Origin of the sequence: Microbacterium fluvii, assembly GCF_025515205.1 — a bacterium.
Taxonomy (GTDB): domain Bacteria; phylum Actinomycetota; class Actinomycetes; order Actinomycetales; family Microbacteriaceae; genus Microbacterium; species Microbacterium fluvii.
The window spans coordinates 128,248-142,418 of sequence record NZ_JAOPFX010000001.1 but is presented as its reverse complement, the minus strand read 5'-3'; the positions used below and the strand labels follow the sequence as shown (position 1 = coordinate 142,418).

Below are 14,171 nucleotides of genomic sequence, written 5' to 3'. Positions count from 1 at the left end.
CGCTCCTCAGTTCATCGTCAGCAGCACCGCGAGGGCACCGGCGGCCAGCACCGCGACCACGGCGACGAGCACCACGACCACGACGGCCCGGCGCCGTGCACGGGTGCGCGCGGCGCGCTCCACACTCTCATGATCGGCCTGCGCAGGCGACCGCGAGGGCTGCGCCGGAGCGCGCGGCGCGACGACGGGCGCCTCGCGCGGCGGAGGGGCGGGGGTGCGGAAGATCGCCTGCTCCGGCACGCGCACGTCACGTCGCGCCTCGACGAGGTCGACGGCGGGGGGTGCGACCGGGGTCGAAGGGGTCGGCGCGCCGGTCGTGCGCAGCAGCGTCTCTTCGAGCGCCTCGGTGGCGCCGAACGGCTCCTGGTCGGCCGGCGCCTCCGGCGCAGTCGAGGCGAGGTCGGCGGCCGGGGGCGCGGGCGTGGCCGCACGGGTCGACGGCGCCGTGCGGCGGACCGTCTCGGTGTCTTCGCTCGGCGGCGCCGGGGCGCCCGCCGGCGCGATGCGCACCCCTTCGCGCAGCAGCGTCAGTTCGAAGTCGCCGTCGGGGTGCGGCTCGTCGGCCGGCGGTTCGGGCGCGGGGCCGCGCTGCGCGCGGCGCAGCGCCGTCGCGTCGAGGTCGTCGGCGCCGTGCGGCGCCGCATCCGCCCGACGACGCGAGAGCACGGTGTCGTCGTCGGGCTCTCCCTGCTCGGGTGTCATGCCTCGCTCTTGACGAGCTTGATCTCGGCGTCGCCGAGCAGGAACTTCTCGCCCGCCTCGGTCTCGACCCCGGGAGGAGCCTCGACGTCGGTGCCCATGAAGGTCGCGAACAGCACGCCGTTGGTCGAGTCGAGGTCGGTGACGAACCACTTCTCGGAGCGCAGCACGAGACGTGCGTGGGTCTTGGACACCGTCTCGTCTTCGATCTCGATGAGCTGCGCCTGCGGATGCTGCCGGTCGCGCTGCGGCCGGCGGCCGAGGATCACGACGTCGGAGGTGATCGCGACGGCGGGGCCCGTCGGCGGCACGAGCGACCATCCTGAGCGCCGGCGGCGCGCCACGACGGTCTGCTCGTCGAGCTCGTCGGGGATCTCGGGGCGGGTGTGCTGGGCCGACACCGACGTCGTGGCGGACCGCGGCGTGCCCGCCACCGGAGCCTCGGCGATCGCCGAGACCGACCCCGACGACTCGTCGAACGCCTCGTCCATCGCGCGGGCACCGCCCCGCAGCGGCCCCGGCACCCAGGGCTCCTCGCCCTCGGGCGCATCCTCCTGCGCCGGGGGCTCCGGCACCCGGGTGACGGGCGGAACGACCTCGGGCAGCGGCGCGGGCACCGCCGTGGAGCGGCGCAGGATCGGCACGGCGGCGATCGGGTCTGGCGCCTCGTCCGGCACCTCCGTCACATCGGAGGTGGCACCCGCTCCGCCCAGATCGAACCCTCCCCATCGGGGCGCGGCGGCCTCGGCGACCGGCGCGGCGTCGGCGGGCGGCGACGCCGGTGCGGGCGACGCCTGGGCAGGCGCGGCCTGCTCGGGCGCCGCCTGCGCGGGCGCCGCCTGGGCGGGCGCGCGCACCGCCGGCGCCGGCAGCGGGTCGTCGATGCCGTCGTCTTCGTGTGCCGGCTCCGCCGCGGCGACGGGGGGAGCGGCCTCGGGCCGGGGCGCCCACTGGTCGGCCGCGGAGGCCTGGGCCGCCGGCGGTGCCGCCTGGGGGTCGGAGGGGTCGCTGCGGCGGGGGCCGGCCGGTGCCGCCTCGTCGTCGATGCCGACCCACGTCGCCGAGCCGAAGCCGAGCACCGATGCCCACACCGGGAACAGCAGCGCCGCCAGCACCGTCATGCCGGCGCGGTAGCCGAAGCACAGGTTGATGCGGTGGGCCGCGGCGATCGAGACGATCCACAGCACGAGGGGGCCGGCGACCGGGATGAGCGTCAGCAGCACGAGCCAGCCCGAGTATCCGCCGAGCTGGAGCACGACGAAGACGTTGAGAAACGGCACCCACGCCTTGTACTGCTGCTCGCCGGTCTTCTTGAAGACGGCCGCCAGGGCGATCGCCGTCCACACGTAGACGACCAGGCCCAGAGCGAGCGAACTCAGCCACACGGCGACGAGCGGGGTGGCGTCGATGGTGTTGTTCATGTGGTGCGCGCGGTCTGTGCAGACCGTCGCTTCCCCCTCTCCGAGAGGCGCGTGCTCGCGACCGGCGGCGCGAGGTGACGAATGAATGATCTCAACGATACGGCCGCGCGCAGGCGCCGCCAGAAGCCGTTCTGCCCGGCCAGCATCCGCCGCTCGGCGTCGACGAGCTCCCAGTACCGCACGGCCTCGGCCTCGTCGACGGCGTCGTGCGAGAAGACCGCGCGGTCGGCGGCGACGGCCAGCGCACCGCCCGCAGGAGTGTCGAAGGCGGCGGCGAGTTCGCCGCGGGTCGCGGCGCGCGGCGCCTCCCGGCGGGCGTCGATGGCGGCATCCACGTATTCGTCCCAGCCGCCGGCGAGTCGCGCTGCGGGCGACCCGTCGCGGCGGCGCCGACCGCGGCGGGCGGCCTTGGCCACGATCACGACCAGGAACGGACCGAAGGCGAGTGCGAGCAGCAGCAGCACGATGCCGGCGACCCTCAGGATCGGCCACAGCCACGCGAGGTTCCAGCCGTCGGCGGCATCGTCGTCGGCGGCGGAGGCGGTGTCGTCCTGCAGCGGCTCCGGCGGAACGACCTCTTCGACCGCGTCGGGGATCACGTCGGTGACGTTCTCGGGGTCGCGCTGCTCGGTGCGCTCCAGGCTCGGCGACTGCGCGAACTGCGGCGTCACATCGATCGGCACCCAGGTGCCGTCGGTGCCGCGCACCTCGGTCCACACCGCGGCGTCCTGCGCACGGCACTCGCCCGCGTCGCAGGTCGGCAGCGACGGGTCGGACGAGCTCAGCCTGGCACCCAGCACGACCCGAGCGGGAAAGCCGAGTCGGCCCGCGATCAGGGCGACGGCGACGGCGAACTGCTCGTCGTCGCCGACGGCGGCGACGTAGTTGCCGGTGTCGACAGCGCGCGAATCGGCCTCGCGCTCGAGCAGCCGGGTGAACATCGCGTCGATGCGCGCGAGCGAATGACCGGACGCGCTCGGCTGGAAGGTGTAGCCGGGCAGGTCGGCGGCCCACGCGGGGGTCGTCTCGCCCTCGGTCAGCGCGTGGCTGAGATAGCCGCGCTCTCGGAGCAGATCGACCAGGCCCGCCAGCGCCGCGCCGCCGCTGCCGCTGCGGTGGGCGTCGACCCAGGCGATGAGGCTGTCGGGCGCCGAGACGGCATCGGAGACGCCGCCGGGGGCCGACAGCGCCCGCAGATCCTGCGTCGCGGGAACGACGGCGCTCACCTCGAACCGATCGCCGGTCTGCAGCCCGCCGCCGGCCGTCTGCACGCCTGCGGCGGCCGCGGCGCTGTAGTAGAAGCCGTCGGCGAGGGCGCTGCTGCGCCCCCCGGAGAAGGCGACCGATTCGAGCTGCCCCGCCGTCGGCATCCAGACGCCGTCCAGACCCTCGATCGAGACGGTGAGGTCGATCGGCTCGCCCTCCCCCGCGTCGAGGGTCGAGGGCACGCGCACGAAGCGCGCCTGGTCGACGGCCGCGCTGCCGCCAGAGCGGTAGGTCTGACCGTCGTAGCTGTCGAGCGTCGCGATGCGCACGCGGTCGGGCAGGGCGCCCTGGGCGCTGACGGTGAACAGCACCTCGTCGGCCCGGTCGTCGGCGAACAGCGCCCGGTACGACGCGAGCGGGCTGACTTCGGCCGACAGATCGACATCGGGTCCGATCGACGAGCGCAGCACCTCGCGGTCGGCGCCGCTGGCCGCGTAGGGCACGACGGCGACGGCGACGACCAGGGCGACGGCGATCATGCCTGCGGCCAGCATCCCCCGTCTTCTGTCGGTCGGCGACGCCCGCCGCGAGATGCGCACCCCGCTCGAGATCGCGGCCCGCTGCAGGGCGCGCACCCGCTCGTCGCGGCTGCGCCAGGCCAGCCACAGCAGGCTCGACAGCAGGGCGGTCGCGCCGATCGCCGTCTCGAGCGGCGCGTGCAGCACGACGGGGCCGAGCGTGAGAGGCTCGCTGACCGACGTGCGGCCGAAGAAGAGCCCGAAGGCGACCATCGCGAGCGCCGTCGGCGCCGCCGCGACGGCGACCCGGTCGTCTCGCCACGACAGCAGCAGAGCGGCGCACGTTCCGACTAGGAACACCACGAGTGCGGGAACCAGCAGGTTGCGATAGGTGCCGACCGGCAGATCGACCGTCAGGAGGTCCTTCCACCCCACGACCAGGCCCGCACCGAGGTCACCGAGGCCCCGCACCACCTCCAGCGGGCCGCCGCCCAGCCGAGAGGGCACCGCCAGCGGCACGCCGGTGACCGCGATCGCGCCGGCGACACCCACCACCACGGCCCATCCCGGCCAGCGCCGCCGGTGGGCCACCGCGGCGATGACCGCGGCGGCGGCGGCCGAGGCGACCACCAGCAGCGCGAACCAGCCCGTGCGGTAGATCGGCCAGGCGGCGGCCGCTGCCACCGCGACGGTCACGGCCGCGTACAGCGACCCCGCGACGATGCGCGGCACGACGACGATCCGCGTGCGATCGGCACGGGCCACGGGGAGGGTCCTGCTCATGAGGTCGCCCCCCTCAGCAGCAGCCCGGAGAGGTCTTCGATGACGCCGACGGTGAGCACGCTCAGCCCCGCGACCGCCTGCATCCGCGGATGCGCACGCTCGTCGCAGATCACCCCGACCACCGCGGTGTCGGCGGGGAAGGCGAGGGCCGCCTGTCGCAGCCGACCGACCGGAACGGTGGACCCCACGACGACGAAGGCGATCGAGAGCCGCTCGTTCGCCTCGGCCGCGAGGCGGCAGATCTCTTCGACGCGCATCGTCGACTCGTACTGCTGAACGGCGCTGAACCCGTCGAGCATCGTGCGCGGCGACGCCGACGCGACGTGCTGGATCGCCCGCAGTCGGCCGCGCACCACCCGTGGGATCTCGGACCCCGTGACGATGTCGATGTCGCGGGCGTCGCGCACGGCACGAAGGCCCAACGAGGCCGCGCAGCTGACGGCGAGTTCGAACTCGTCGGCGTCGGCGTACTCGGCCTCGGCCGCCGCGAGCACGATCGCCATGCGCGAGCGCCGGGACTCCTCGTACTGGCGCACCATCAGCTGCCCCGTCTTGGCCGTCGACTTCCAGTGGACCTGCCGGCGGGAGTCGCCCGGAGCGTATTCGCGGATCGCGTGGAACGACATGTCGGCATCGACCAGGCGCCGGGTGGGGGCGCCCTCGAGGTCGCGGATGAGTCCGGCGCTGGTGGAGGGCACGGCGACCGTGCGGGGGTGCACATAGAGCTCATGCACGTCGTCGAACGCGTGCTCACGGCGCAGCAGCCCGATCGGGTCGGTGCGCACCGTCGTGGCCGGTCCCACCGTCACGATGCCGCGGCGCAGGCTCGGGATCTCGAGAGGCTGCGCGATGGTGTGCCCTGGGCGCAGCAGCGGCACCCCGAACTCCACGAGCCCCGCACCCACCGGGATGTCGATGCGACCGGGGAGCGCGACCCGTTCCCCGTCGTTGCGCACGACGATCTCGCCGGCGACCCCCTCGCCGGCGACGATGCGCTCGTGGGTCAGCGTGAGGTCGACGTCGTAGGCGCGCGAGCCGAACAGGAAGGGCACGGCCATCACCAGCAGCAGCACCGAGACGGCGCCGGCGACCATCCACTCCACCCAGCCGAAGGCGATGCCCAGCACGAGGCCCGCCGTCGCCGCGAGCGCCACGAGAGCGCCGGCCGGTCGCACGGTGTCGGCCGCCCACTGCGCCGCCGCGCGCACCGCGCCGCCGAACGCGCGGCTGGCCGCTGTCCCCCACACGACGGCGCGCACGAACCGCCGCCCGCGCGCGGAGGTGACCTGCGTGCGGGTCGTGGTGCCGCCGGCGCCCGTGCCGGCGGTGCCGGTCGAGGCGGTCGTGCGGGTGAGGCGGGAGTCGAGCTGGGTCATCCGGCCTCGCGTCTGCTCGGGGGCGCGACATCCAGCAGCACCTGGCCGACGACCGCTTCGGGCGCGACCCCGTCGAACTCGGCCTCTGGATGCAGGATCAGCCGGTGCGAGAGCACCGCGACGGCGAGCGCCTTCACATCGTCCGGCGTCGCATAGGTGCGCCCCTGCGAGGCCGCGCGGGTGCGGCTGGCGCGGGTGAGGGCGAGGGCGCCGCGGATGCTGACCCCCAGGCGCACCTCGTCGGCCGAGCGCGTCGCATCCACGAGGCGGGCGATGTAGTCGAGCACGAGCGCGTCGACGTAGACGCCTGCGGCGAGGTCGGCCATGCCCGCGAGCGCCTGCGGCGTGATGATCGGCGCGAGGTCGTCGGTGGCGGTGGCGGCGCCGTCGAGGATGCGCACGGTCGCGGCGTGGTCGGGGTAGCCGAGCGAGGTGCGCATCATGAACCGGTCGAGCTGCGCTTCGGGCAGCCGATAGGTGCCGGCCTGCTCGACCGGGTTCTGCGTCGCCAGCACGAGGAAGGGGTCGCCGACCTGGCGGCTGACGCCGTCGATCGTGACGCGCCCCTCCTCCATCACCTCGAGGAGGGCCGACTGCGTCTTGGGGCTCGCGCGGTTGATCTCGTCGGCGAGCACGATGTTGGCGAAGATCGGGCCGGAGTGGAACTCGAAGGCGCCCGTCTTCTGGTCGTAGACGGTGATGCCGGTGATGTCGCCGGGCAGCAGATCGGGGGTGAACTGGATGCGCGTGTTCGTTCCCTGCACCGACTGCGCGAGCGCGCGGGCGAGCGAGGTCTTGCCGGTGCCCGGCACGTCTTCGAGCAGCACGTGGCCGTCGCTGAGCATCGAGGTCAGCACGAGGTCGACGACATGACGCTTGCCCAGGATCGCCCGCTCGACGTTGTCGGCGATCTGGCCGAACGTCTGGGCGAACCAGGTCGCCTGTTCCTGCGTGATGGTCATGCGGATCGTCCTTCTGGTCGGGGGGATCAGGGGGTCGGGGTGGGGGTGGGGTCGGGGAGGTTCGGGTCGCACGTGCCGCTGAACGCGGTGTCGGCCCCCGACGCCGCCGCCAGCCCCCACCCGCCGTCGGAGGTGACGGTGGCGCGGATGCCGGATACGCTCACGGCTCCCACCGGCGCGATGGCGGGATCGGCGGCCGCCAGCACCGCACCGTCGACATCACGGTATTGGGCGCGGGAGTAATCGAACGCGAACGAGAAGGTGCCGGACCGCGACGACCCCGTCGAGGCGACGGCTTCGCCTCCGACACAGCGGCTGACCTGCCACGTCGCGGCCAGCTGGTAGGGCGCGCTGCCGGCGGCGGCCGTCACGACGGCGTCGTCGGTGCGCCAGCCCGAGAAGAAGTCGTGCACGTAGCGCACCGTGATGCCGGGGGCGTCGTCGAAGATGCTCGACGGCCATCCGCCGAACTCGGCGTGGTTGTTGTTCGGCGGCTGCTCGGTCGAGGTCGGCTCATCGCGGATGACCCACTGGGCGCGTCCGGAGGCGACGTCGGGTCTGCTGTCGACCACGAACGTGTAGCCGCGGGGGGCGCGCGTGCTCTGCGTGGCGCGCACCGATGCCGTCGTCTCGGTGCGCCCGAACACGGTGCTGTCGATCACCGACTCGACGCAGGCGCGGAAGACGTACTCCTCGCCGCTTTGCACCGAGAAGGTCGCGGTGGCCGAGGACGAGCTCGCGACGCACACGCGGTCGTCGCGCACGATCCCGTAGCGCAGTCGCGAGCCGTCGCCGTTGACCGAGGCGCTCACCGTGGCGCTGATCGTCGAGGTGCCGTCGTCGTTCGCCTGCGACGAGAGCGAGAGCCGCACATCCTGCGGTGCACCCACGCCGTTGCCCCACACGACGGCCGTCTCGCCGGAGGCGGTGCCGCCCAGCCCCGGCGGGGTGTCGAAGCGCGAGAGCGGAGTGACGGTGATGCGCGTCGAGGAGTTGCTGCCGACCCGGAACGAGGGCACGTCGACGCGGGTCTGCCCGCGGCCGACGCTGACCTTCAGCGTCTCGCCGGCGGGGCTGGAGATCTCCAGGGTGCCCGTCTGGGCCGCATCCACTCCGTCGATCACGAGCGCGACCACTCCACCGGCGCCGTCCGACGACACGACGGGGCTCGCGGTGACCCGCTCCGGGCGCTTGGGCGGGTCGTAGGCCCACGCGGTCGTGCGCACGGACGCCCGCGACTCGCCCACGGAGTTCACCGCGAACGCCTCGAACTCGCGCTCCTGCCCGTTCTCGGACTCGATCGAGGGGCACACGCCGTCTGCCGTGCAGCGCGCCACCACGTCGCCGGCCTCGCGGATGATGAAGCCCGACAGCGCGGGGTAGGCCTGCGACGCCTGGCCGGGCGAGACGCGCAGCGTGAGCGACCCGTCGGCGTAGGCCGACTGCGCCACCGAGGCGGGCGCCTTCGGGTAGCCCTGCAGGTCGAGCAGCAGCCTGCCGTTGCGCTCGGCATTGGTGCTGCGGCCCTGCGCGTCGCGCACCGAGAAGGTCGCCGAGCACGTCGCCCCCGGGGCGTCGTCCGTCCACGACGCGGTGACGCTCGTGGGCGAGGCCACGGCGAAGCTCACCCCGACGCACGCCCCCGCCGGCTGCACCGCGACGACCTCCAGCGGGGTGCCTGGGAGCGGATTGACCTCGCCCGAAGCGCCCACGACCGAGATGGTGCACGAGCCGCCGTCGGACTGCGAGCAGGTCTTGGTGACCGAGCCTCCCCGAGGCAGGGTCGATGGAGCGGCACCCACCCGCAGGATCAGGCGCACCGGAGCGACGCCCTCGTGGCTCGTCACCGACACCATGGCGACGTCTTCTGCGCCAGGAGTCGCATCGTCGGCACCCGTGACGGTGAGCGTCGAGCCGGACTGCTCGATGCGGAAGGCGGAGCCTGCGTAGTCGACCGCGTAGTCGATGTCGCCCCAGTCCTCGCGGCCGAGCTGCCACGTCGTCATGGTGCGCAGATCGAATCCGGCCGACTCGCCCGGACCGATCGTGAGCGAGGCGGGGCGCAGCTCGGGCTGCGGATCGAGGGCGGTCACCGCGATCGGCACCGAGACGTAGGTCCAGTCCTCCTGCCCGGCGATGCGCACCGGCACCTGACAGGCGTCGGTCCAGGGCGCGCCCTGGCCCGCGTCGTAGCGGATCGAGGTGCGCGACTCGAGGGTGCAAACGCCCTCTTCGCGGGCGCCCGAGGCGCGCACCGCGTCGCCGACCTCGATCACGGCGTCGCGCGGACCGGCGATGAGCTTCGTGACGTCGAACGTGGTCGAGGCCAGCTCGTCGACCGCGACCGCAGGGGTGCCGGAGCGCAGCGACAGCGTCACGTCGTCATCGCCCGGGATGCGCAGGAAGGCGTAGGTCGTCACCTCGCCCGACGCGCCCTCCCCCGTGACGGCGAACGGCACGATGCGGCTGCGGGCGGGCAGGGCGCCCCGAAGCGACGCACCGTCGACGACCACGCCGTCCTGATCGCCCCACAGCGAGAGCGTGAGGTCGGAGACCTCGCCGCCCGACCAGGCCACCTTGCCGGCGAGCACGTCGACGCCGCGGGGGAAGTCGTCTCGGGTCTCGGCGGTGAGCACCGTGTCGGAGACCACCGGATAGTCGGGCACGCTCTCCCGGACCGCCTTGACCACGATGAGCCCTCGCCCCGTATTGCCCGAATCGGACTCGACGTCGTAGAGGAACGACATCGTCGTCGGCTCGGTGCCGGCGGCGATGACGACCGTCGAGTCGTCGGAGGAGAGGATGCGGGCGGCGAGCCGCTCGTATTCGGGATTGGGTTCGCCGTCCTCGAGCGTCGAGGGGAGGTCGGGGCGCACGCCCGTGAGCGTGAGGGCGCCCATCGTGGGGTCGACGTCGTTGGCGACCGGGCTCACCCGCACCTTGCCCTCTTCGCCGACCTGCACCTGCACGTAGTCGGTGAAGGTCACCGGGCTCGGGTTGGCGTCGCTGTCGAGCACGCCCACCCGCACCGAGCCGGTTCCGGTACGACCGAAGGCGTCGACCACCTCGTAGCGGAACGAGACCTGACCGCTCTGGCCGGGGACGCTCGTGTAGACGATCGACGCGCCGTCGGCCGAGATCGACGCGATGCCGGCCTCCGGCTGCTCCGGAATGCGCAGCAGGCTCACGACGTCGCCGTCGGGGTCCATGCCGAAGCCGTCGAAGTCGACGACCGTCGACGCGCCGCTGAGCACGCGGCCCTCCAGCCGCTCCGGTACCGGCGGCCGGTTCTCGTCGTCGGAGAGCACGGTGATGCGCACCGTCGCGGTGTCGGCCAGCGTCGGGGTGCCCGTCGTGTACACCGTGTAGTCGACGGTGTACTGGCCGGGCTCGCTCGGGGCGAGGTAGCGCACGACGTCGCCCGACGCGAAGGCGAGGGCCTCGTCGGTCGACGAGGTGACCAGCGTCGGGTTGATCGCGGGCCTTCCTCCGGAGGGCGCGATGTCGTTGTCGAGCACCGGGATGTCGATCTGGGATCCCGCGCGCACCACGACGGTGTCGTCGACGGCGATCGGCGAGAGCTCCGGCGCCTCCGGCAGCAGGAACACCGTCGCCTCGCCCTGCACCTGCGAGCCCGCGTCGGAGGTGCCGTCGCTGACGAGGTAGTCGACCGTGCCGAGCAGGCCCGCAGCGCCCGTCGCGGTCGTGCCCGAGACGCGCAGGTCGCTCTGGCCCACGGCATCCACCGAGAGGGTCGCGCCGGTGGCGGCATACGAGGTGACGTCGCTCAGCAGCAGCACCCGGCGGGTGGGGTTGGAGACGGCCGCGAACACGTCGAGGGTCGCGTCCTCCTGCGGGCGCACGAACGCCACCACGGGAGAGGTCGCCAACTGCGCCGCCGCGTCGGCGGGAAGCAGCGTGATCCGCGCGGTTCCGGTCTGCTCGTCGGTGTCGCTGCGCACCGTGAACGAGACCCGGTAGGTGCCGGGCTCCTCGGCGCTGAAGTCGAACGACGTCGTGCCCCCGACGACGGTGGCGGTGGCCGTGGCGTCGTCGAGCACACGCGCGGTGTCGAGGGTGAGGGCGCCGGCGGTGCCGGTGATGTGCGGTGCGACGTCGACGGTGAGCCCCGCGTCGATGGAGTCGACAACGGCGAACGACTGCACGCTCAGCGCAGGGTCGGGGCTCACCCGGACCGTGAGCGACTTGGTGGAGGTCTCGCCCCGCGTGTCGGAGACGGTGACCTCGAGCTCGATGAGCTGCTCTCCGCCGTCGCCGTCGTCGCTGTGCTGATAGACGACCTCGCCGGTGGGTGTGGCGGCGACGTTGCCGATGCCCGACGGGTTGTCGACCGACAGCAGCAGCAGCGGGTCGCCCTCGGGGTCGACCCACCCCGGGAGCACCGGGACGGTGACGGTGCCGCCGCGCGCGACCTCCGGCTGCGGCCACTCGAGAAGGCAGTCGTCGACCCCGCACCACTTCGGCGCCGTGTCGGCCGACTCCGGGGCGACCGTCAGGGTGACGGTCGCGGCGTCGGAGAGAAGCCCCGCGTCGGTCGTGCCGTCGGTGACGACGTACTCGAAGCTCGCCGATCCGGTGGCCCCTGGGTCGACGTGCACCGCGAGCCGCTGCCCGTCGTCGGTGAGCGAGACCGTGCCGAAGCCGGGGTCCAGGCCCGTGACCGATTCCGGGTCGATGCTGAGCACGTCGAGGTTCGGGTCGTGATCGTTCATGAGCACTGGGAGGGTCACGAGGCTCCCCGCGCGCACCCCGAACGCGTCGTCGACGGCGATCGGGGGCTTCGGATCGATCTGCACCTCGAGCTGCTCTTCGCTCGGCTGGGTGTCGGGATTGGTGGCGTCGTCGAGCGACCAGTCCTGGCTCGAGGCCACGAGGGCGCCGTCCGGCACCGTCCACACCCAGCCGCTGCGGGTCTCGTTGAGGATGATGGCGTCGGCGCTGGCCACGAACGCGGGCCGGCGCTCGTCGCCGAGCTCGAGGCCGCCGTAGTCGAGTTCGACCGGTGTCGCGTCCTCGCTCCACAGCGTGCCGCCTCCACCGCCCTGCGGCAGCCACGCGGCGTAGGTGCGACCGTCGAAGACGACGGGCTTCGCGGGAACGCCGAGCACGGCGCCGCCCGTGCCGCCGACGAACACGGTCTCGATCTCCGATCCGTCCGCCGCGATGCGCACGAGCGAGGTCTCGTCGGCGATGTAGACCTCGTCGCCCTCCGGATCGGGCTCGCCCGCGACGACCGTGCCCGTCGTCGCGGCCGTGCCGGCGGCATCCGCCCCCCGCACCCAGACCTCGCCGTCTTCGGCGTCGACGACCACCCAGTCGTCGCCCGCCGCCGTGATCACCGGAGTGGTCAGCTCGGCGCCCTCCAGCGCATCGCGCCCGCGCACCTCGGAGGCGGCGATGTCGTAGCGCAGCACGGCGCCGTCGGCGCTCGAGTAGGCGAACAGCATGCCGCGGGAGTCGACGGCGATGGCATCGGCGGTGTACTGCGGGGCGTCTTCGTCATCAGACGCGAACGGGTCGACCTGCGGCGTGCTCGCGGCCGACAGCCTGCCCGCGTACACCGTGCCGGTGTCGGTGCGGTAGGCCACGAAGTCGCCGCTCGTGACGACGTCGACGGTTCCGGCCGGTGTCGACGGCGAGGCCTTGAGGGCCTCGTCGTCGAGGTCGGCGGGCAGTGCCTGATCGATCGGGGTGACCTTGCTGTAGCTGTCGGAGAACAGGAACGCCCCGTCGCCGGTCTGCACGACGCCCGACGGATTGCTCACCGATCGCACCGTGTCGAGCTCGCCGATCGCGGTGTTCACCCGCGCGTAGCGGCGGCCGTCGCCCGACTGCACCGCCCACACCGCGGTGTCGCGCTCGGGGGTCTCCTGCGCGTCGAGCCCCGGCCACACGACGCTCACGCCGACGATGAGCGCCGCCGAGGCGACGGCAGACCCCAGCGCGACGAGCGTGCGACGGCGCACTACAGCACCCCGGTCGCCAGCAGGACGACGACGCACACGACAGCGAGCACGACCACCGCTGCGGCGGCGGCCAGCACCCATCCGAGCGCTCGGCGGCCGACGCGGTCGGGGCCGGTGAAGTCGGTGTCTTCGTCGCGGGCGAGGCCGGCGACGCCGCTGTCGTGGGTCTTGCGCCGCGACTCGCGCTCGACGCGGCTGCGCACGGTGCCGCGCATCGTGCGGTCGTCGAAGTCGACGGCGGCGGAGGCCGGGGCCCAGTCGTCCTCCGGCACCTCGAGCGGCGTCGGCGTGATGCCGAGCTCGCGCTGCACTTCGCGCAGCGCATCGGCGAACTCGCGGGCGCTGGGGTAGCGGCGGGCGGGGTCGCGACTCATGGCCTTGGCCAGCACGGCCTGCAGCGAGCCCGGCACGTCGGTGCGCGCGATCTCGGTGTAGGCGGCCCTCGCGATGCGGCGGCGCAGCTGGTCTTTGCCGTTCTGGCCGCGCTCGCGCTTCTCGAACGGGCTGTGCCCCGCCAGCAGCGAGTACACCGTCGCGCCCAGGCTCCACACCTCGCTGGCCACGGTCCCCGGCGACTCCTCTGCCACCACTTCGGGGGCGCTCCATGGGATCGACATCGCCAGCACCTCGTCGGAGCCGGCCTGAACAAGCGACGACGAGATGCCGAAGTCGGCCAGCACCGGCGCCCCGAAGGTCGTGATGAGGATGTTGCTGGGCTTGACGTCGCGGTGGGCGAGCCCTGCGCGGTGGGCCGACTCGAGCGCTCCGGCCATCTTCACCCCGATCGAGAGCACCTCCGCGACGGGGAGGCGCTCGAGACGGTAGCGCTGGGCGAGCGAGCCGGGGCAGTACTCCATGACGATGTAGGGGCGACCCTCGGCCGAGATGCCCGCCTGATAGACCGTGACGATCGAGGGGTGCGCCGACAGGTGCGCGAGCACGTCGGCCTCGGCGTTGAACATGCGCCGCAGCTCGGGGTCGCGCACATCGCTCGGCAGCACCTTGACGGCGACGTTGCGCCGCGGCATGTCCTGCTCGTAGAGGAAGACATCGGCGAAGCCGCCGGAGCCGAGCGGTCGGATGTAGGTGAGTCCGGGCAGGATCGGGGGCGCAGACGGCAAGCGAGCAGCCACCCGACACCTCCGGTCATCGTCTCGTGCGGCGGCGCTCCCCAGAGCCGACGTACAGCCCGGCCATGCTAACAAAACCCGCGGCGGAT

At 73.3% G+C, this 14,171-nt stretch carries 7 protein-coding genes; all 7 read right to left on the bottom strand.

Annotated elements, in window-relative coordinates; all coding sequences use genetic code 11:
• Nucleotides 1–6: 6 nt before the first annotated feature.
• The 7 genes from OAW74_RS00630 to OAW74_RS00600 are packed head-to-tail and all read right to left on the bottom strand — an operon-like array spanning nucleotide 7 to nucleotide 14,085.
• Nucleotides 7–702 carry a hypothetical protein gene (locus OAW74_RS00630; RefSeq protein WP_262872402.1) on the bottom strand — a complete coding sequence of 232 codons (696 nt, stop codon included), beginning with the start codon at nucleotides 700–702 and terminating at the stop codon, nucleotides 7–9.
• A complete protein-coding gene (locus OAW74_RS00625; RefSeq protein WP_262872401.1) occupies nucleotides 699–2,120 on the bottom strand; it encodes a DUF5684 domain-containing protein in 1,422 nt (473 codons plus the stop codon). Before OAW74_RS00625 ends, OAW74_RS00630 begins: the two co-directional genes overlap by 4 nt.
• Entirely contained in the window at nucleotides 2,117–4,627 is a 2,511-nt protein-coding gene (locus OAW74_RS00620; protein WP_262872400.1) for a transglutaminase-like domain-containing protein, read from the bottom strand. The genes OAW74_RS00625 and OAW74_RS00620 overlap by 4 nt, the downstream gene beginning before the upstream one ends.
• The gene (locus tag OAW74_RS00615) at nucleotides 4,624–6,003 is read right to left on the bottom strand and encodes a DUF58 domain-containing protein (RefSeq protein WP_262872399.1); all 1,380 of its coding nucleotides are present in this window, start codon (nucleotides 6,001–6,003) and stop codon (nucleotides 4,624–4,626) included. Before OAW74_RS00615 ends, OAW74_RS00620 begins: the two co-directional genes overlap by 4 nt.
• A complete protein-coding gene (locus tag OAW74_RS00610; protein ID WP_262872398.1) occupies nucleotides 6,000–6,965 on the bottom strand; it encodes an AAA family ATPase in 966 nt (321 codons plus the stop codon). Before OAW74_RS00610 ends, OAW74_RS00615 begins: the two co-directional genes overlap by 4 nt.
• A 26-nt stretch (nucleotides 6,966–6,991) precedes the next feature.
• Nucleotides 6,992–12,952, bottom strand: coding sequence for an Ig-like domain-containing protein (locus OAW74_RS00605; protein ID WP_262872397.1), 5,961 nt, complete (start codon nucleotides 12,950–12,952; stop codon nucleotides 6,992–6,994).
• Nucleotides 12,952–14,085 (bottom strand): serine/threonine-protein kinase, encoded by a 1,134-nt coding sequence (locus tag OAW74_RS00600; RefSeq protein ID WP_378733002.1) that lies wholly within the window; start codon nucleotides 14,083–14,085, stop codon nucleotides 12,952–12,954. The genes OAW74_RS00605 and OAW74_RS00600 overlap by 1 nt, the downstream gene beginning before the upstream one ends.
• Nucleotides 14,086–14,171: the final 86 nt, after the last annotated feature.